Here is a 19,702-nt window from a genome sequence, read left to right as displayed (position 1 = left end):
GCGCGGTGGGTGAGCAGAGGCGACGGAGCGGAGCGGAGCCCCCGCCCCAGGGTATGGGGCCCGCCGCGGCACTGTCTTTGCGATGCCACACACGAGCTTATAGCACGCGCATTCGATTTAGCGGGCTCGCAAGTCCTCTTCACCCGAACGTGTGGCGGAGCCACAATCTTCCCGCCCCGCCGCACGCCCGTGCGCTGCGGAAATGCTCCCGTCAGACGTCGCGGGCCAGTGCCCGCTCCAGCGCATCGAACGTGCGCCGCAGCACCTCCGCCTGTTCAACGGCCACCGCCGCCACCGGGTCACCCCCGAGCTGCCGGGTCACCGCTTCGACGAAGGCCGCCCGGATCCCCGCGATGATCAGTGCCGCGGCCAGCCGGTCCGTACGGCCGGGGCGCTCCGGGTCGCCGCCCGCCGCCTCCGACAGCAGCGCGGCGAGGGTCTGCTCCAGTTCCTCGACCGCCTCGCGAGCCCGCGCACGCAGCGCCGGCGAGTCCAGCACCGTGCGCCAGAAGTGCTCGAACCCCTCCCCCACCCCGGCCAGCGGATGCCGCTCGGCGAGCAGACCGAGGGTGAGCCGGCGCAGCGCGGCGAGCGGCGTCTCGTCCGCGCCGCGCTCCCGGACGGCGCGGGTGATCCGCTCCCCCGCCTCGGGGATCCGGTCGAGGAAGAGGTCCTCCTTGCGCGGGAAGTAGTTGAAGACCGTCATCGTGGACACCTCGGCGGCGCGGGCCACCTCGGCGACGGTGACGTGGTCGAAGCCGCGGCGGATGAACAGCAGCGTGGCCTCGCCGGAGATCCGCTGCCGGGTGCGCAGCTTCTTGCGCTCGCGCAGCGTCAGCCGCCCCTCGTCCTCGGTGAAACCGGTCTCCTTCCACGGGCCGTCCGTCCCGTCGTCCGCCGCCGTGCCCCCGCCGCGCCGCTCGCCCTCCGTCCCGCCGTCGTCCACGCCGTTCCTCGCACCGTCCGTCACGCCCTCCGCCATGGCCGAAATGGTAGCCCTGGCTTTAGCCGGAACAAATTTATAGTGACTACACTTCCACTCATGAAGCATGACGCAGACGTAGTAGTGGCAGGGGGCGGCCCGGTGGGGCTGATGCTCGCCTGCGAACTGGCTCTGGCGGACGTGTCGGTCGTCGTCCTGGAGCGGCTGACCGAAGTGGATACGAAGATCAAGGCAGGGGCGATCAACTTCCCCAGCGCCGAGGCCTTTCAGCGGCGCGGGATGCTGCCCGCCCTGGGGGCCGCGCAGCGCGACGCCTTCGAGAGGTTCGGCGCGTTCCTGCGGCAGCGCCAGGCGGCCGGCGCCACCGGAGTGCGGCAACCTCCCAGGTTCGCCGGGCACTTCGCGGGCATCATGCTGCGCGGCGACCTGCTGGACGAGTCCGACCCGGACTTCGAGGGCCTCGGGCCCGCCTCCGAGGTCGGCCTCGTACCGCAGGAGGCCCTGGAGCGGCTGCTCGGTGCCCGCGCCGCCGAACTGGGCGTCGAGCTGCGCCGCGGGGTGACCCTGACCGGCTTCGACGCCGACGAGGACGGGGTGCGCGTCCACACCTCCCACGGGTCGCTGCGCACCGGCTGGCTGGCAGGCTGCGACGGCGGCCGCAGCACCGTCCGCCGCCTCGCCGGCTTCCCGTTCCCCGGTACGGACCCGGAGATCACCGGCCACCAGGCCCTCGTGGAGCTGACCGGCGCCGACGCCCTGGGCGCCGGCTGGAACTGGACAAAGACCGGGACGTACGCACACGGCCCGATGCCCGGCCGGATCCTCACCGTGGAGTTCGACGGGCCGCCCGCGGACCGCGAAGCACCCGTCACCGCCGAGGAGTTGCAGACCGCCCTGCGGAAGGTGTCGGGGGTCGCGGACGTCACCGTCGACAAGGTGCTCTCGGCGACCCGGTTCACGGACCACGCACGGCAGGTGCCCGACTACCGGTCCGGGCGGGTGCTGCTCGCCGGGGACGCGGCGCACGTCCACTCGCCGTTCGGCGGCCAGGGGCTGAACCTCGGCCTCGGCGACGCCATGAACCTCGGCTGGAAGCTGGCCGCCACGGTCCGCGGCTGGGCACCCGAGGGACTGCTCGACACGTACACCGCCGAGCGGCACCCGCTGGGCGCCTGGGTGCTGGAGTGGACCCGGGCCCAAGTGGCGCTGATGCGCCCGGAGTCGCACGCCAGGGCGCTGCGCGGGGTGATCGCCGAACTGACCGGGACGACCGCCGCCACCACCTTCTTCGCCAAGAAGATCTCCGGGGTCGGGCAGCGCTACGACCTGCCCGGCGACCATCCGCTGACCGGCCGCAGCGCACCCGACCTGGAACTCGCCGACGGCACCCGGCTCGCCGACCATCTGCACGGCGGGCAGGGGCTGTTGCTCGATCTCGCCGGGGACGCCGGGGTACGCGGGCGTGCCGCCGGATACGAGGACCGGATACGGGTGCTCCCCTCGCGCTGCCCGGGGCGGCCCGAACTGGCCGCTCTGCTGGTGCGTCCCGACGGCTGCACCGCCTGGGCGGCGGACTCCCCCGGCGGCCCGGGCACCCCGGACGAGCTGGACGCCGCGCTCCGGCGCTGGTTCGGGTCGCCCGCCACGGCGGCGGTCTGAACCTCGCTCCTCGCGGGCGGCGCGGACCGGCGGTTGTCCGCCGCCGTCGTGCGCCGCCCGCTCCGCCCGCGTGCACCACGCTCCGCCCGTGTGCACCCCGATCGGCGCCGGCCCACTCCCGCGCCCGCCCCGACGGCGCTAGCGTCGGACCATGACCCCCACCGCGCCTGACTTCCCGCACGACGTGGCCGCCGTCCGCGAGGCCACCGACCGGCTCCTCGCCGCGGTCGGCACGCTCGACGACGCGGCGATCGGCGAGCCGTCGCTGCTGCCCGGCTGGACCCGCGGCCACGTCCTGTCCCATCTGGCCCGCAACGCCGACGCCCTGGGCAACCTCCTGACCTGGGCGCGGACCGATGTGCGCACGCCGATGTACGCCGGTCCCGAGGCCCGCGAGGCCGATATCGAGCGGGGCGCCGACCGCCCGCTGGCGGCGCATCTGGCGGACCTCAGGGAGTCCGCGGCACGGTTCGACAAGGCGATGGACGCCCTGCCGCGGGATCGCCGGACCTACCAGGTCGAGATGCGCAACAACGTTGTGGAACGGGCCGACCGGCTGCCCCTGCGCCGGCTGGCCGAGCTCGAACTGCACCATGTCGACCTCGGCGTGGGCCACACCGTCGACCAGCTCTCGCCCGCCTTCGTCGACAGCGAACTGGCCTTCCTGGCCACCATCAAGTTCGCCGGCCACCCGGATCTGCCCCCGTTGGAGCTGCGGACCGACGACGGCCGCCGCTGGCGCACCGGCGCGCTCGCCACCGGCCCCGGCGCCGGGAACGGCCCCGTGGTGGTGACGGGCTCCGCGACGGCGCTGGTGGGCTGGCTCACCGGGCGCGACGAGGGCGGCAAACTCGACAGTCACGGCTCCGACCTGCCCGTGGTGCCGCCGCTCTAGAGTGGTCCCATGGGCTACAGCGGAGCAGTGAAGGTCGGCGGACCGGCCGACGTGCACGAGCTGACCGACCTGATGATCTCGAAGGTCGCGGTCGGTCCGATGAACAACAACGCCTATGTGCTGCGGTGCCGGGCGACCGATGAGCAGGTGCTGATCGACGCGGCCGCCGAACCGCACACCCTCCTCTCGCTGATCGGCGACAGCGGCATCGGGTCCGTGGTCACCACGCACCGGCACGGCGACCACTGGGGCGCGCTGCGCGAGGTGGTCGATGCGACGGGTGCGCGGACCTGCGCGGGGCGGTACGACGCCGAGGGCATCCCGGTACCCACGGACGTGCTGCTCGACGACGGCGACACCCTCACCGTCGGACGGGTCGAGCTGACCGCCCGTCACCTCGTCGGCCACACCCCGGGCAGCATCGCACTGGTCTACGACGACCCGCACGGCGCCCCGCATCTGTTCACCGGCGACTGCCTGTTCCCCGGAGGGGTCGGCAACACCTTCGGCAGTGCCGAGAACTTCGTCCGCCTGATCGACGATGTCGAGCACAAGCTCTTCGGCGAACTGCCCGACGAGACCTGGGTCTACCCGGGTCACGGCAACGACACCACCCTCGGCGCCGAGCGGCCGCACCTCGCCGAGTGGCGCGAGCGCGGCTGGTAGCGCGGGTGCCGCCGTTCGTACGGGCCCGCCCACGCCTCCCGGGGGCGGGCCCGTACGAACGGCGGCGCCCGGGTCCCCCTCCTGCGGGAAGGGGGACCCGGGCGCCGTGTCGTGGGCCGGCCTCAGACGTCGATGCGCTCCTTGGCCGCCGCGTCGGCGACGGCCTGCTTCTTCGAGGCGCGCAGGCTGGTGAGCGTCGTGACGACCAGGACGGCGCAGATGACGCCCAGCGACACCGGAATGCTGATCTCCGGAACGGGCACCCCGGACTCGTGCAGGGCGTGCAGCACCAGCTTCACGCCGATGAACCCGAGGATGACCGACAGGCCGTACGAGAGGTGGACCAGCTTCTTGAGCAGTCCGCCGATCAGGAAGTACAGCTGCCGCAGACCCATCAGGGCGAAGGCGTTGGCGGTGAAGACGATGTACGGGTCCTGGGTCAGGCCGAAGATCGCCGGGATGGAGTCCAGGGCGAAGAGGACGTCGGTGGTGCCGATCGCCAGCATGACGATCAGCATCGGCGTCATCAGCCGCTTGCCGTTCTCGACCACGAACAGCTTGGTGCCGTGGTACTTGTCGGTCGACGGGAAGCGCCTCTCGACCATCTTGAGGAAGCGGTTCTCCTCGAACTCCTCGTCCTCCTCCTCGGCGCGCGCCTCCTTGATCAGCTTCCATGCGGTCCAGATGAGGAACGCGCCGAAGAGGTAGAAGACCCAGGAGAAGTTGGCGATGATCGCGGCGCCCGCGCCGATGAAGCCGGCCCGCAGCACCAGCGCGATCAGCACACCCACCATCAGCACCCGCTGCTGGTAGATCGTCGGGACCGCGAACTTCGCCATGATCAGGACAAAGACGAAGAGGTTGTCGACGCTCAGGGACTTCTCGGTGATGAAGCCCGCGAAGAACTCACCGGCCGGGGCGGCGCCGCCGAACAGCAGCAGCCCGAGGCCGAAGAGCGTGGCCAGCGCGATCCAGACGCCGGTCCAGATGCCGGCCTCCTTGAGGGAGACCTCGTGCGGTTTGCGGCCGCCGATGAAGAAATCGGCGGCGATCAGGGCGCACAGGCCAAGGATGGTCAGGGCCCACAGGGTAGGGGAAACGTCCACTGCTCCTCCGGCAGAGTCGTACGGCACTTACAGCGTCGTCGCTGCCGGAGGTCTCTTCCGCCCCGTTCCGCCGGATGGGGGAACGGGACCGACGCCCCGGGATCTCGTCACACTCGCAATCCGTGATGACGGGTACGTCGCAGTGGGAATACTCCCCTCCGCACCAAGAAGCGTAAAGGAAGGACAATGAATAGTAAAGAAATAGGCAAAACAGCTGGTCAGGATGCTCGGCGGGCAGCCGCGACCCGGCCCAGCACCTGACGCACCACCTGGCTCCCCGCCGGGACGAGCGAGGGCTCGTAGGTCCAGGCATGGCCGACCCAGGGGTCGGCGAGATGGGTGTCGGGGACCGGTGTGATCCGCAGCAGCGAGCGCCACAGCGGGTCCAGGACCGGGCCGTACTCCCCGGTCCTGGCACGGTCGGCGACCATCAGCAGATGCACGCCGACGGCCGGCCCCTCGTCGGCGAGGTAGCGGAGCCGGGTGAGGGCGCGGTCGTCGAAGCCGTGCGGGAAGTCGTGCACGATCAGCAGCTGGTCGGCGGTGTCGAGATCCGGCGGGAGCGAGTCCCCGGCCCGGTGGCGCACCGCCATCCGGACGAGTTCCACCCGGCGGGTCAGCATCTCCAGCACCGCGGCCACGCCCCGCGCGCCGGGCATCGGTGCCGCGGCCAGCGCGCCGCTCTCCACCAGCGGCGCGAGCGCGGGCGCCGCGGTACCGCCGGGGTCGATGACCTGGACCGCGAAGTCACCCGCGGGGTGGACGGCGAGCAGCCGGGCGGCGATCGCCACGGCCGTCTCCATGGCCAGCCGGCGCACCGCGGCCTCGTCGGGCGGCCCGTCGGTGAGCGCGCTGCCCAGCTCCCGCCGGGTGACGTCGCGCCCGGGGCCGGGGCTCGCGGCGTGGGCGTCGGTCCCGCTGTCGATCCACAGCCCGCGCTCCAGGGGAAGGCGGACGAGCATGGGAATGCGCAGGTCCAGGACTTCCGGGAGGTGCAGGTCGCCCAGGCGCAGCGCCATCGGACGCTCCGACGGGACGTGGTAGCCCTGCCAGACGGGGTTGTCCCAGCGGGCGAAGGCGGGCGGCAGGGCGGGTTCGACGACCGCCGACTCGGCCGCGAGCTGGGCGAGGTCGCGGTCGAGGGCGGCGCGAGCCTGGGCGACGAGGGCGGCGTGCCGGTCGCGGGCGGTGGCGCGGGCGGCGTCGGCGGCCGTGCCGAGGCGGTGGCGCGGGTCGGACAGGGCCTGGTCGAGCTCCTGCTCCATCCGGGACTCGGCGAAGCCGGACGCGCTGCGGTAGGCCGCGACGGAGCGGGCCAGGTCCTCGAACATCCCCCAGACCTGGTTGTAGAGCCGCTCCTCCATGCTCCAGCCGGCGGCGTCACCGGCCACGGGCGCCGGGGGGCCGTCGGACGCCCCGGGGCTGCCGTGGGGCGAGGAGGCGGGCGCGGCCGGAGCCGGACCGGCCTCGGCCGGAGCGTTGGCCGGGCCGGGGGCGGGGGCGCTGCGGCGCTTGGGGTGGCGGTAGTCGATGCGGGCGCCGGCGGCGGAGGCTGACGCGTCGGCGGCGGGCTCGGGGCGGGGGTCCGCGTCGGTTCGGTGGCCGGTGTCGGTTCGGTGGCCGGTGTCGGTTCGGTGGCCGGTGTCGGTTCGGTGGCCGGTGTCGGTTCGGTGGCCGGTGTCGGTTCGGTCGCCGGGGCCCGTTCCGCCGCCGGTTCCGGTTCCGCGGCCGGTGTCGCTGTCGGTGCCGGTGGGTGCCGGGCCGTCGGAGGCGGGAGGGTGTGCGGGGGCCGGACGGTCCGTGGGAGCCGGCCGGTCCGCTGCGGCCGGGCCGGTCGCGGGGCGGTCGGATCGGCTCGCCGCCACGGGGGCGGGCGAGGGGACCGCGCGGGCCTGCCCCCGGCTGACCGCGTCCTCGATCTCCGTGGCCAGCTCCGCCGCCTGCGGCAGACCCTGGTCGTGCAGCATCGCCGTGAGGCCGTCGGCGTAGCCCTGGCCGACGGCGCGCACCTTCCAGTCGCCCTGCCTGCGGTAGAGCTCCACGGCGACGACGGCGGACTCGGCGCCCAGGCCGGTGACGATGTAGTGGGCGATGCCGGTGCCGTCGGGGCCGGTGACGGTGACGGAGGGCGCGGCGCACGCCCCGAAGGCGGTCACGGCGCCGATGCCGCCGGGCAGCGCCAGCAGCACGCTCACCCGGTGGACGGCCGCGGGCAGCGCGTCGAGGTCCACCGCAAGACGGTGCTCGGCGGCCGCCTGGCGGGAAACCTCGACGCCGGTGCGCCGGGGCGCGCCCGGGTGGGCCACCGCCTCGGCGCCGGCGAGCCTGCCCTGCTCGTCGCCGAGGGTGACCCCGGCCATGACGGCGGAGCCCGCCGTCACCCGAATCTCCACCCGGCTCCGGTCCAGTGGATGGTTCTGCCCCCGGACCAGCTCGGCCGTCATCGTTGTTCCCCCTGGGGTGGTGGCGTGCCCGGGCCGTACCCGGGCACCGGCCCCGGGGGTCCGGCAGCGCGGCCCGGTGCGCGCTGCCGCGACGGTGGTGGTGCGGCGGTGACGGTTACAGGTGCGGCAGGATCGCCGGCACCAGGTCCTGGAACGTGCGGCCGACGGAGGGCTCGCCGATGGCGGTCATCTGCCAGCCGTTGCCCACGCGGTGCACCTTGGACATGACCTGTGCGGTGTAGTTGCCGCCGCCGGTGAGGGTGTAGCGGGCCAGCTCCTGGCCCGTGGTCTCGTCCACCAGGCGGCAGAAGGCGTCCTCCACCTCGGCGAACGTCTGGCCGGTGAAGGAGTTGACGGTGAACACGATCTGGTCGATGTGCACCGGCACCCGGGCCAGGTCGACCAGGATCGCCTCGTCGTCGCCGCCCTGGCCCGCGCCGCCGACCAGGTTGTCGCCGGTGTGCCGGACCGCGCCGTCATCGCTGACCAGGTGCTGGAAGAAGACGACGTCTATCGGCTTCTTGTCGGCGAACAGCACCGCCGAGGCGTCGAGGTCGATCTCGCTGGTCCGCCTGCCGAACAGGCCGCGGCGCGGCGCCGAGCGCCACCCCAGCCCCATCCGCACCGCGGTCAGGTTCCCTCCGTCGGACTTCTGCAGGCTGATGCCCTGTCCCTTGGACAAGTTGACCGTCACGCGTCGTCCCCTCTCTGTACTGTCCCCGCCCAGCTCTCCGGCGGCCCCTTCGACCCTATGCACGACGCCGGGCCGGGGAGGCACGGGACCCGCGTTTTGTGGCGCTTCTGCAACACACCGGGCACCGCCGGACGCACCCCGCCCACGTGCGGCGATACCGCACCGGGCGAGGGCGGGCCGCCGCGCGGCGGACCGCCGCGCGCCGCCCCGGTCCCCCCGTCGGCCGCTGCCGTTCCCCCTACTTCACCCCGGCTTCCCTCATTTGCCGCAGTTCCTTCTTCAGTTCGCCCACCTCGTCGCGCAGCCGGGCGGCGACCTCGAACTGCAGCTCGGCCGCGGCGGCCCGCATCCGCTCCGTCATCTCCTCGATGAGCTCGGCCAGTTCGGCGGCGGGACGGTCCGTCAGCGCCTCCGCCTTGCCGCCCTTGCCCTTCGCGGCCCTGCCGCCGAGCGCCGGGACCGGCGCCTTGCCCTGCGCCTCCTTCTCGGTGCCCTTGCGGTACCCCGTGCCCAGCAGCTCCTGGGTGTCGATCTCCTCGCGGGCGATGGTGGCGACGATGTCGCCGATCTTCTTGCGGAGCGGCTGCGGGTCGATGCCGTTCTCCTTGTTGTACGCCAGCTGCTTCTCCCGGCGGCGGTTGGTCTCGTCGATGGCCTTCTCCATCGCCGGGGTGACCTTGTCGGCGTACATGTGCACCTGGCCGGAGACGTTGCGCGCCGCACGTCCGATGGTCTGGATGAGCGCCGAACCGGACCGCAGGAACCCCTCCTTGTCGGCGTCCAGAATGGCCACCAGGGAGACCTCGGGCAGGTCGAGGCCCTCACGCAGCAGGTTGATGCCGACCAGGACGTCGTACTCACCCGATCGCAGCTCGCGCAGCAGCTCCACCCGGCGCAGGGTGTCCACGTCGCTGTGCAGATAGCGGACCTGGATACCGAGCTCCAGGAAGTAGTCGGTGAGGTCCTCGGCCATCTTCTTGGTGAGGGTGGTGACCAGGATGCGCTCGTTCTTGTCCGTGCGCGTACGGATCTCGTGCACCAGGTCGTCGATCTGCCCGTCGGTGGGCTTGACCACCACCTCCGGGTCGACCAGACCGGTCGGCCGGATGATCTGCTCCACGAACCCGTCGCCCCTGGCGAGCTCGTACGGCCCCGGGGTCGCGGAAAGGTAGACGGTCTGGCCGATGCGGCCCAGGAACTCTTCCCACTTCAGCGGCCGGTTGTCCATGGCGGACGGCAGCCGGAAGCCGTGCTCGACGAGGGTGCGCTTACGGGAGGCGTCGCCCTCGTACATGGCACCGATCTGCGGGACCGTGACATGCGACTCGTCGATGACCAGGAGGAAGTCGTCCGGGAAGTAGTCGAGGAGGGTGTTGGGCGCGGAACCGGGCTCGCGGCCGTCCATGTGCATCGAGTAGTTCTCGATGCCCGAGCAGGAGCCGATCTGACGCATCATCTCGATGTCGTAGGTGGTGCGCATCCGCAGCCGCTGGGCCTCCAGGTGCTTGCCCTGCTTCTCCATCGTGGCGAGGCTGTCGGCGAGCTCGGCCTCGATCCCGGCGATGGCCCGCTCCATGCGCTCGGGGCCCGCGATGTAGTGGCTGGCCGGGAAGACGTACAGCTCCTGGTCGTCGCTGATGACCTCGCCGGTGAGCGGGTGGAGGGTGGACAGCGCCTCGACCTCGTCGCCGAACATCTCGATCCGCACGGCCAGCTCTTCGTACACCGGGAAGATCTCGATGGTGTCGCCGCGCACCCGGAAGGTGCCGCGGGTGAAGGCCACGTCGTTGCGGGTGTACTGGATGTCGACGAAGCGGCGCAGCAGGGCGTCCCGGTCGAATTCGTCACCGACCTTCAGCGGCACCATCCGGTCGACGTACTCCTGCGGCGTACCGAGGCCGTAGATGCAGGACACCGAGGCGACCACGACGACATCACGCCGGGTGAGCAGCGAATTCGTCGCGGAGTGCCGCAGCCGCTCGACCTCCTCGTTGATGGAGGAGTCCTTCTCGATGTACGTATCGGACTGCGGGACGTACGCCTCGGGCTGGTAGTAGTCGTAGTAGGAGACGAAGTACTCGACGGCGTTGTGGGGCAACAGCTCGCGGAATTCGTTGGCGAGCTGGGCCGCGAGCGTCTTGTTGGGCGCCAGGACGAGGGTCGGGCGCTGCAGCTTCTCGATCATCCACGCGGTGGTCGCCGACTTTCCGGTGCCGGTCGCGCCGAGCAGGACGACGTCCTTTTCACCCCCGCGGATGCGCCGCTCGAGTTCGGCGATGGCCGTGGGCTGGTCGCCGCTGGGCTGGAAGGGGCTGACGACCTCGAAGGGCGCCACCGTGCGTTCGATGCTTGATACGGGCCGCATGGGATCCACCGTACGACTCGGCACTGACAATCGACGCTGCGAGCGCCCTGAGCTGCGGTTTCGGGGGGACGGGCGATAGTCGCGGGCGGGGCGGCGGGGGCCGGCCGGGCCGGAGGACAGGTGCCGGACGGCGCGGCGGGGCCGGAGCACGGCGAGGCCGGGGCGCCGCGGAGCCGTGCCCGTACGACCTCACGCGCAGGGGCCCGCACGGGAGCGCCGTCGGTCTCCCCACCGGCTCCGGTCTCTCCTCCGGATCCGGACGAGGGCCGTGCGCGCGACGCGCCGGGCGGGGAGCCGGCCGAGGAGCCGCGCGAGGCGTCGGCCGGGGGTGGCGTGTCCTTCCGGTGGCCCATCAAAACCGTTCAGACGCACGAGGGGTGACGCATCATCGGCCAAGATGCGCGGATGCCGAGGCTCCGGCAAGTTGGACGGCGTCGGAGCGTACGTCTGTAGCACGGCTGATCCGGGCATCCTGCAACTGCGCGTCGCTCCACAAGGAAACCGGCCACGTCCCGTTCAGCGCCCGGAAACCACACGACCGCCTCCCGCTACGGCCCGGCTGCGAGCCTCTGCCCGTCCGACCCGGTTCACGTCACTTCACGTCAGCTCACGTCCACGACGTCACGAGGAGTCCGTATGCGTATTCGCCCCGTTGCCACCGTTGCCGCCGGTGCGCTCATGGGTCTGTCCGCGCTCGCCCTCTCCACGACCGTCGCCCAGGCGGCGCCGTCCGGACGCACTCCGGTGACGGTCGCCCACCGCGGCGCCTCGTCGTACGCGCCCGAGAACACCCTCGCCTCGATCGACGCGGCCGACCGGCGGGGCTTCGAGTGGGTCGAGAACGACGTACAGCGCACCAAGGACGGCGAGCTGGTCATCCTCCATGACAACTCGCTCGCCCGGACGACCAACGTGGAGCAGGTCTTCCCCGGACGCTCCCCGTGGAACGTGGCGGACTTCACGCTGAAGGAGATCGAGAAGCTGGACGCGGGCAGCTGGTTCGGTCCGAAGTTCCGCGGTGAGCGGGTGCCGACCCTCGAGGACTACATGGACGAGGTCGAGAACAACGACCAGAGCCTGCTGATGGAGCTGAAGTCGCCGGAGCTCTACCCGGGCATCGAGCGGCAGACCCTCGCCGAGCTGCGCCGCGCGGGCTGGCTGGACAAGACGCACGTCAAGCGCCATCTGATCATCCAGAGCTTCAACGCCGACGCCATCAAGACGGTGCACCGCCTGCGGCCGGACGTGAAGACGGGCTTCCTGGGCAATCCGTCCGTCGCCGACCTCCCGAAGTTCGCGAAGTACTGCGACCAGATCAACCCGGTCCACACGGCCGTCACCCCGGAGTACGTCGCCGCCGTGCACGGTCTGAAGGGCCCGCACAGCCGGCCGCTGGACCTGTACACCTGGACCGTCGACGACCCGGCCACGGCGGTCAAGGTCGCCGCTCTGGGCGTCGACGGCATCATCACCAACAAGCCGGACGTGGTGCGCGACGCGCTGGGGGGCAGCGACGACTGAGCCCGCGGCCGCCGGGGGACGGGGCGGCCGGTCCGTTCCCCGCCGCGCTGTCAGTGGTGCGTCCTACCCTGATCAGGTGATGCATTCCGAGCAGGTTTCCCGCCCCGCGGCGGCACCGGACGCCGGGCCCGCGGCAGCGGCGGCCCGGCGCGACTGGGCCCGGACCAGGCTGGCGACCCCGATCGGCCCGCTGCTGCTCGCCGCGACCGAGGAGGGCCTGGTCCGCGTCGTCTTCCATGCCGACGAGCGGACCGCCCGCCGTGAGACGGCCCGCCTGGAGCGGCTCTTCGGCGGACCGCCGCTGCCCGCGCTCCCCGCGCCGGCGACGGCGGCGGCGGCGGACGAGCTCACCGCCTACTTCGCCGGAGAGCTGCGGTCCTTCACCGTCCCGCTGGACTGGTCGCTGTCCTCCGGCTTCTCCGCCCGGGTCCTGCAGGCGCTGGCCGCCCACGTCCCCTATGGCAGCGTCGTCGGCTATCAGGACCTCGCCGACCGGGTCGGGGAGCCGGGCGCGGCCCGCGCGGTGGGCGCCGCGATGGGCTCCAATCCGCTGCCGGTCGTCGTCCCGTGCCACCGCGTCGTGGCGAGCGACGGCGGCATCGGCGGCTTCGGCGGCGGGCTGGAGACCAAGCGGGCCCTGCTGGCCCTCGAAGGGGTGCTGCCCGCTCCGCTCTTCTGATCCCGACCGTCGTCCGCCCTCACCGGGGCCGGCTCCTACGAAGGGCAGCACCATGTCCCGTCAGATCGCTCTGCTCCGCGGCATCAATGTCGGCGGCCACAACTCCTTCCCCAAGGCGAAGCAGCTGGAGCTGGCCGAGGCGCTGGGGTACCGGGACGTCTCGGTGCTCCTGCAGACCGGCAACATCGTCTTCGCCGACCCCGGTACGCCGCCGTCCGAGACCGCCCGGGTGATCCACGAGCGGATCGCCGACGAGCTGGGCCTGACGGTGCCGGTCGTGGTGCGGACCCGCGAGGAGCTGGCCGCCGCCGTCGCCGCGAACCCGTTTCCCCTGGCCGCGCCGGAGCCCAAGAGCCTGCACGTCACGTTCCTGTCGGCGGAGCCGGCCGACACCTCCCGGCTGGACGCGCTCGACGCGGCCGCGTTCGCGCCCGACCAGTACCGGCTGATCGGGCGCGAACTGTATCTGTGGTGTCCCGGCGGCATCGGCCGCTCCAAGCTCGCCGACGCGGTGGGCCGTGCCCGTCTCGGGGTGACGGCCACCGCCCGCAACTGGAACACCGTCACCAAGCTCCTGGCCCTGGCCGACGCCTGAGGCCCGGGCTCGGGCCGTCAGCGCCAGCCGTAGCGCTCGCGCAGCCGGTTGACGACGAGGTTGAAGCGGCCCCGGTCCAGCGCGCAGGCCTCGCGCCGCATCCCGGCCGGGTGCACCCGCAGCACCCGGTCCACGGCCACCCACGAGTCGCGGCCGGCGCGGTCCCACGGGCCCGTCCCGAGGGGGACCCACTCCCGGTCGTTGTTGTGCCGCTTGCTGGACAGCTGCACGGCCAGCAGCGTCCCGCCGGCCTCCCGGGCGACGACCAGCACGGGGCGGTCCTTGCCCCGTCCGTCGTTCTCCTCGTAGGGCACCCAGGTCCACACGATCTCGCCGGGATCCGGGTCGCCGTCGGGGTCGGGCGCGTAGGACATCGTCACGGTGCCGACGGACCGCGGCCGGGCCTCGACGGTCGCGGTGGGCCCCTGGCTGCCGGGCAGCGCTTCGGGCTCGTCGGATGCAGGGAATGAAGTGCTCACGGGCCCACGCTAACCTCCGCCGCCGGCACGGCGATCAGCGGTCTCGCCAGGCGGTCCGGGACCGATTGTCAGTGGTCGGCCGTACGGTTTTTCCAGCGGGAACGGCCGCGGGGGCCGCCCGGGGAGGGGATCGTCATGGCCGGGACCACGACACGCCTGACGCTACGTCAAGAAGGTTTCCGTGCCCACCAGTTACCTGCGGCGGAGGTGTGGGGCACGGCCGTCCGGCGCGGTGGGTCGTCGGTGAACTGTCGGCGGCCGAGGGCGGGTTCCCCCGCGTACGCGGCGAAATCCGGCGGTTCGTCCGGGGCCGGGCGGGCGGGTCCGGCCCGTGGTCAGAGCAGGCCGCTCCAGGCCGGCCTGCGGGGATCGTCGGCCCGCACGACGACGTCCGCCGCCTCCTCGGGCCGGGTCTCGGCCTCGTAGCGCGCGAACGCGGGCAGGGTCCAGCGCTCGCCTTGCGGGGTGCGGCGGGCGAGGGCGGCCGGTGACAGCTTCAGGTGCACCGACAGATCGAAGGGGAACCAGTGGCCGAGCAGCAGCGGGCCGTGCAGCAGCAGGACGCCGCCGGGCGGCAGCTCCGTACGGGCGCTGCGCGTGGCCCGGTCCGCCACGGGGTCCCAGAGGTCCGGCAGCACCCGGCCGCTGCCGCCCGGGTCCAGCGGCTGGAACACCTCGCGCCACAGGGCCTGCCGGTCGAACCACTCGTCGTGGAAGGCGTCGGGGTCCTCCCGGCCGTATTCGAGCCGCAGCGAGGCGGGGCGCAGGAAGCCGAAGGTGCCGGCCTTGTGCACCGCCCGCCCCCTCAGCCGCAGTGCCTCGGCGAGCCGGCCGGCGAGCGCGCCGGGGGCGGCCGCGGGCGCCCCGTCGAGGGCCACGCGCAGCCAGGGACCCCCGTCCTTCGCCGGCATCGTGGCGATGCGCTCGGCGAGCGCGTCGGTGAGCCGTTCCCAGGTGATCGCTTCGAGCCGCACCCCGCCATTCTGCCCGGCCGGGCCGGCGCGGGGCGTCCCGCACCGGCCCGCGAGCGGCCGGCTCCCGTGGCAGCTCGGAGGTCACGGCCCGGTGCGGCCGCCGCTGCCCCGTGGGAGAGGCGGGACGGTGCCCCGAGCGGGCCGGCGTCCGGGGGACGTGGTTCAGGCCTGGTCGGCGGACGGCCGGGCGGCTCCGTAACGGCTGAGTTCGGCCGCCGCCTCCTTCGTCGCCTCGATGACGCCGTCGGGGGCCACCGGCATCACGGACGTGAGCTTGAGGAGCAGCACCGCGCCCATGATGGAGCCGTCCCACATGATCGGCGCGGCACAGGAGTTCCAGCCGGCCATGCACTCCTCGTAGCCGAGCGCGTGTCCGAGGTCACGTACCTCGGCCAGGGACGCCACCAGCGCGTCGTTGTCCCGGTAGACGCCGGGACCCGCCTGTTCGGGGACGGGCTCGGCCAGCACCCGCTGCTGGAGCACCTCCGGCAGGTAGGCGAGGATCGTCCGCCCGGAGGCACCGGTGCGCAGCGACCGCGTCACGGACAGCACATCGCGCGGGGTCATCCCCAGCTCCGCGAGGTCGGAGTCGCCGACGGCCATGTCGATGCACTGCCGTTGCGCGCCGGAGAAGGGCGCCACCATGTAGAGGAACGCCAGCCCGCCGTCGGTGGCCCGCCGCAGGTCGCGCAGCACCGTCTGCGAGGCGGCGCCGTCGAGGCGGTGGTCGAGGGCGGTGAAGGCGAGTTGGGCGGCGGAGGTCCGCAGCCGGTAGAGGCCGCGGTCCACCCGCTCGAAGATGCGCTGGTAGATGCCGGACTGCAGGATGCGGTAGACGACGGAGTCGTCCAGGCCGGTGAACTCCGCGATCTCTCCCGGCCCGTGGGCGGAGCCGCCCAGCTCGGCGAAGGCCGTCTGGACGAGGAAGACCCGCTCGGCATGGCCGGATCCCGATGGCCGGGAGCCGGCGGACGCCGTGCCCTTGGGGGTCTGGCGCGCCTTCTTGGCGTGGCCCGCGCTACGCGGCGCCACGCCGGTGGCGGCCGCGTCGGCCGAGGCAGGCGATCCCGTCGCCGTGGTGCTGTTGCCCATCGTGTGCTCTCTCCCCTGGCAGTGGTGGGCGCCCTGAGGCGCGGTGCCTGTGCGCCGCGGGCCGACGCCCCCGCGGCCCGCGGTTCCCGGCGGCCGGCCGCGGGGTGCGCTCGCGCGGCCGTGACGGCCGTGCGGCGCCCCGGGCCGCCGCCGTTATCGGGCGGCGTCGAGGACCAGTTTCCCGGTCGGGGTGCGGGCGGCCAGATCGTGGTGCGCCCGGGCCGCTTCGCCGAGTGCGTACGCCGCACCGGTCCGCGGCGTGAGGGTGCCGTCGGCGACCGCGTCGAACAGCGCCCGCATCGACGTCGGCAGCGCCGTGCGGTCCGCGTAGAGCTGTGGCAGCCAGAAGCCCGAGACGGTGATGCTGCGCGCCATCAGCTCCCGGGTCGGCACGGTCGCCAGGTCGCCGCCGGCGAACCCGTAGACGGCGAGCCGGCCGCGCGGTGCGACGGCGGCGAGGGTCCGCTCGAAGGTGGCCCCGCCGGTCATCTCCAGCGCCGCCGCGACGGGGCCGCCGGCCGCGTCCAGGATGCGCTCGGTCAGGTCCTCGGCGGTCGAGTCGACGACCGCGTGGGCGCCCAGCTCCCGGGCCAGTTCGCGCTTCTCGGGGGAGCCCGCGAGCCCGATGACCTTGGCGCCGGCATGTGCGGCGAGCTGGACGGCCAGCGACCCGACGCCGCCCGCCGCGGCCGGTACGACGACGGTCTCGCCCGCGGCGAGGCGCAGCGAGGTGAACAGCAGGTGCCAGGCGCTGTTGCCCTGCAGCGCCAGCGCGACGGCCTGTTCGTCGCTGATGGCGTCGGGGACGTCCCAGGTCACGCGGCGGTGCAGCAGCGCCCGCTCCGCGTATCCGCCGCCGCGGCACAGCCCGACGACGCGCCGTCCGCCGTCCACCGTCCCCACGACCTCGTTCCCGGGGACGTACGGCAGCTCGACGGGTGCGAGGTAGGAGTCGCCCCGTACGTGCACATCGGCGTAGTTGACACCGGCGAGGGTCACCTCGACGAGCGCGTGGCCGGCGCGGGGTGCGGGCTCGGGGACGTCTTCGAGCCGCAGCACGTCCGGGCCGCCGAATTCTCGCATCACAATCGCGCGCACGACTCTCCCTATGGTTCTCCTGTGCGGTGCCCGCACAGGGTAGGCAGGCCCGCCGCCCGGGCGCCGGTGCCCGATCATTTCGCGCCAACCCTGCGGGACTTCACGCCTCACCACCCCTCTTCTCGCGAAATTTTCCCGTCCGCTTTCTCGCGTCACGAGAAAACCCCGCAGCGGTTTCCGCCCATTGCGCCGTTTTGCTGCAGATCTACCCAGCGGTATCCCGGGGGTGGCCACCACGCGTCTCTCGCTCAAACCTGGCTGTCGGTTGTGATCGCCGCCGCCTACGATCCGGAAGGGTGTCCGCCGTTGACCGGAGACGACGGCCGCGTCCCCCGGGGCAGCACGCGTGATCCGAGGCAGTGGTGCTCGCCCACCCCACCCGGTGATACGGGCGGGTGGCGGAGGAGGACGGGGCGGTGCGCAGGGCGGGGCGGGCACGGCCTGAGGGGGAATCATGATGGGGAAATCGGGGGGCGGCAGGCCGGCGTTCGCGCCGGCCTGCCGGATCCCACAACGGGCGCACCTGCTTCCACCGGCGCCGCTGCGCCTTCTGCGGACCGCGTCCGCGTCCCTGCCGTTCTCGTTGCCGGCCTCGTTCACGGCCGCCACCGACGCCGTCATCGCCGCCGCGCGCCGGCGTTCCCGCCCGTATGCGGCACCGCCCTTCCTGGACGTGTCCCGCACCCGCCGGGAATCCGTGCTCCGCCGCCGAGAAAGGGACTGCCCATGAACGGGTCGAGCACGACGAGCAGCAACGGGCTCCAGTTCACCCATCCGCACCTCGCCGTGGTGCTCGGCGGCGGCTTCACCGGCATGCTCGCCGCCGCGGCGCTGTCCCGGCACGCCGACGTCGTCGTCGTCGAGCGCGAGCGGCTGCCGCGCACCCCCGCGCTCCCCACGGACCTTCCGCAGGCCCGGCACGCCCATCTGCTGACGGCGGACGGCGCCCGGCTGGTCGACGCCCTGCTGCCCGGCAGCGTCGAACGCTGGCTGGCCGGGGGCGCCCGCAGGGTGCCGGAACCGGAGGAGTTCGCGGGCCGGCAGCCTGCCGCCCGGTTACGCCGACGGCCCCGCGCGCAGCAGCTGATCGCCTGTTCCCGCGACCTGCTCGACCGGGTCGTACGGGAACAGGTACCGGCCCTTCCCGGGGTGACGGTGCTCGACGGCACCGAAGCCGCCGGGCTCACCGGCACCGCGGAACACGTCACCGGGGTGCGCGTCCGGGACACCACGACCGGCGCCACGTACCGTCTGGACGCCGACCTCGTCGTGGACGCCACCGGCCGGCACTCCACCACCCAGGACCGGCTGGCCGCGCTGGGCCTGCCCGCCGCCCGCGAGGACGTCGTGGACGGCAACACCGTCTCGGCGACCCGCATCTTCCGCGCACCCGCCGGCCTGGAGAACTGCCCGGTGCTCACCACTCGTTCGGCGTTCCCCGACCCGGTCTCCGGCCCCGCGGCACCAGGCCGCCCGGTTCCGGCCAGGACGGCGACGCTGGTCCCGATCGAGGGCGGGCGCTGGCTGGTGACCCTGACCGGCACCGGCGACGACCGGCCCAGCGAACACGCGGGCCGTTTCGTGCCGTTCGCCCGCCGCACGGGCAACGCCGTCATCGGCGACCTCATCGCGGACGCCGAACCGCTGAGCGAGGTGCGGCTGTCCCGCGACACCACCAGCCGGCGGCGACGCTACGAACAACTGCCGTCCTGGCCCTCGGGGTTCGTCGTCCTCGGCGGCGCGCTGGTCTCGCTCACCCCCGACTGCGGCCAGGGCCTGTCCCTCGCCGCCCATGGCGCCGCCGCGCTGCGCGGGGCACTACGGCGGCACGGCATGGACGATCCGGCGCTGTCCCGGAAGGTGCAGCGGGCCCTCGGACGCCTGGTCCGGGCACCGTGGGCCCTGGCCACCGGCACGGGCCTCCCCTCCCCCGCCGCAGACCGCCCCACCGTCGGCCGCGCCTACCTGGACGTCGTCGCGCCCACCGCCCCGACGCCCCCGGCGCTGCGCCTCTCCGCCGCTCTCGGCCTGTTCCGGGGTCCGGCACGCACCGGTCCCGCGGCCGACGGCACCCCGGGCGGGCCGGCCGCGCCGAAGGCAGCCCCCGCCCCACTGCCGGCGACGGCGGGCCCGGCGCAGCCCTCCGCGCCACGGCCCCCGGCGACGCCCGCGTCCGGCCCCGCCCTCTCGCCGACGCCCGCCGCCACGCTCTCCGCCGCGCCGGAAGCGCCCGCGGCCCCGCCGTCCCGCCGCCCCGGTTCCGACTCCGCCTCCAAGCGCCTCCCCCGCCTCTGCTTCGGGCCGACGGCACTGCGCCGTATCGGCGGGGCAGGCCGACGGAAACCGGCCGACGGCTGAAGCGGCGCCGACAGAACCGGCCCCCCGGCCCGGGGCGTCGGCACGGCGCCTGATGCCACCCGGAGCCGGGCGACGCGAGGGAGATCCACCGCCCTTACGGCACACCGTGGTTGAGGGAGCCGGCCGAGGCTCCC

Annotated in this window: 16 protein-coding genes; 7 read left to right on the top strand and 9 right to left on the bottom strand. The window is 73.4% G+C overall.

The genetic code is table 11. From position 1 onward, the window contains the following. Positions 1-211: 211 nt before the first annotated feature. Positions 212-982, bottom strand: coding sequence for a TetR/AcrR family transcriptional regulator (locus tag K7396_RS27405; RefSeq protein WP_086716868.1), 771 nt, complete (start codon positions 980-982; stop codon positions 212-214). Positions 983-1,042: 60 nt separating this feature from the next. Between K7396_RS27405 and K7396_RS27400 the strand changes: the two genes are divergently transcribed. The 3 genes from K7396_RS27400 (at position 1,043) to K7396_RS27390 (ending at position 4,163) form a co-directional block, all read left to right on the top strand. After that, on the top strand, positions 1,043-2,602 hold the full coding sequence (locus tag K7396_RS27400; protein WP_086716869.1) for an FAD-dependent monooxygenase: 1,560 nt from the start codon (positions 1,043-1,045) through the stop codon (positions 2,600-2,602). Between the two features lie 151 nt (positions 2,603-2,753). After that, on the top strand, positions 2,754-3,497 hold the full coding sequence (locus K7396_RS27395) for a maleylpyruvate isomerase family mycothiol-dependent enzyme (protein ID WP_086716870.1): 744 nt from the start codon (positions 2,754-2,756) through the stop codon (positions 3,495-3,497). 9 nt (positions 3,498-3,506) lie between these two features. Then, entirely contained in the window at positions 3,507-4,163 is a 657-nt protein-coding gene (locus K7396_RS27390; RefSeq protein WP_086716871.1) for an MBL fold metallo-hydrolase, read from the top strand. Between the two features lie 122 nt (positions 4,164-4,285). Here the strand turns inward: K7396_RS27390 and K7396_RS27385 are convergent, their stop codons facing one another. The 4 genes from K7396_RS27385 to uvrB form a co-directional block, all read right to left on the bottom strand. Further along, positions 4,286-5,269 carry a TerC family protein gene (locus tag K7396_RS27385; RefSeq protein ID WP_086716872.1) on the bottom strand — a complete coding sequence of 328 codons (984 nt, stop codon included), beginning with the start codon at positions 5,267-5,269 and terminating at the stop codon, positions 4,286-4,288. A 218-nt stretch (positions 5,270-5,487) separates the two neighbouring features. Continuing rightward, the gene (locus K7396_RS27380) at positions 5,488-7,713 is read right to left on the bottom strand and encodes a TerD family protein (RefSeq protein WP_223660219.1); all 2,226 of its coding nucleotides are present in this window, start codon (positions 7,711-7,713) and stop codon (positions 5,488-5,490) included. 115 nt (positions 7,714-7,828) lie between these two features. Beyond that, positions 7,829-8,407 (bottom strand): TerD family protein, encoded by a 579-nt coding sequence (locus K7396_RS27375; protein WP_086715889.1) that lies wholly within the window; start codon positions 8,405-8,407, stop codon positions 7,829-7,831. A gap of 238 nt (positions 8,408-8,645) precedes the next feature. Continuing rightward, entirely contained in the window at positions 8,646-10,772 is a 2,127-nt protein-coding gene (gene uvrB / locus K7396_RS27370; protein WP_086715887.1) for an excinuclease ABC subunit UvrB, read from the bottom strand. Positions 10,773-11,408: 636 nt separating this feature from the next. Here uvrB and K7396_RS27365 point away from each other — a divergent pair. The 3 genes from K7396_RS27365 to K7396_RS27355 all read left to right on the top strand — a co-directional run bounded on the left by K7396_RS27365 (position 11,409) and on the right by K7396_RS27355 (position 13,567). Beyond that, the gene (locus K7396_RS27365) at positions 11,409-12,293 is read left to right on the top strand and encodes a glycerophosphodiester phosphodiesterase (protein WP_152104953.1); all 885 of its coding nucleotides are present in this window, start codon (positions 11,409-11,411) and stop codon (positions 12,291-12,293) included. 79 nt (positions 12,294-12,372) lie between these two features. Further along, complete coding sequence (locus tag K7396_RS27360; RefSeq protein WP_152104990.1) at positions 12,373-12,972, top strand: methylated-DNA--[protein]-cysteine S-methyltransferase; 600 nt, start codon at positions 12,373-12,375, stop codon at positions 12,970-12,972. Positions 12,973-13,024: 52 nt separating this feature from the next. Beyond that, positions 13,025-13,567, top strand: a complete 543-nt coding sequence (locus K7396_RS27355; RefSeq protein ID WP_152104952.1) for a DUF1697 domain-containing protein — start codon at positions 13,025-13,027, stop codon at positions 13,565-13,567. Between the two features lie 17 nt (positions 13,568-13,584). On the opposite strand, the gene K7396_RS27350 is transcribed toward K7396_RS27355, so the two are convergent. From K7396_RS27350 to K7396_RS27335, 4 genes are all read right to left on the bottom strand, one after another. Then, positions 13,585-14,046: a type II toxin-antitoxin system PemK/MazF family toxin gene (locus tag K7396_RS27350; RefSeq protein ID WP_152104951.1), complete on the bottom strand. Its 462-nt coding sequence runs from the start codon at positions 14,044-14,046 to the stop codon at positions 13,585-13,587. Positions 14,047-14,381: 335 nt separating this feature from the next. Further along, entirely contained in the window at positions 14,382-15,020 is a 639-nt protein-coding gene (locus K7396_RS27345) for a nucleoside/nucleotide kinase family protein (protein WP_086721644.1), read from the bottom strand. A 162-nt stretch (positions 15,021-15,182) separates the two neighbouring features. Continuing rightward, positions 15,183-16,112, bottom strand: coding sequence for an IclR family transcriptional regulator domain-containing protein (locus K7396_RS27340; protein WP_086721645.1), 930 nt, complete (start codon positions 16,110-16,112; stop codon positions 15,183-15,185). Between the two features lie 153 nt (positions 16,113-16,265). Continuing rightward, the gene (locus K7396_RS27335; RefSeq protein WP_086721646.1) at positions 16,266-17,210 is read right to left on the bottom strand and encodes a quinone oxidoreductase family protein; all 945 of its coding nucleotides are present in this window, start codon (positions 17,208-17,210) and stop codon (positions 16,266-16,268) included. Between the two features lie 726 nt (positions 17,211-17,936). Between K7396_RS27335 and K7396_RS27330 the strand changes: the two genes are divergently transcribed. Beyond that, positions 17,937-19,568: an FAD-dependent oxidoreductase gene (locus tag K7396_RS27330; RefSeq protein ID WP_152104950.1), complete on the top strand. Its 1,632-nt coding sequence runs from the start codon at positions 17,937-17,939 to the stop codon at positions 19,566-19,568. Positions 19,569-19,702: the final 134 nt, after the last annotated feature.

It is taken from the genome of Streptomyces angustmyceticus (genome assembly GCF_019933235.1).
In the GTDB taxonomy this organism is placed as follows: Bacteria; Actinomycetota; Actinomycetes; order Streptomycetales; family Streptomycetaceae; genus Streptomyces; species Streptomyces angustmyceticus.
Note: the sequence above shows the minus strand (reverse complement) of the source record. Positions and strands in the feature narration are given on the sequence as shown.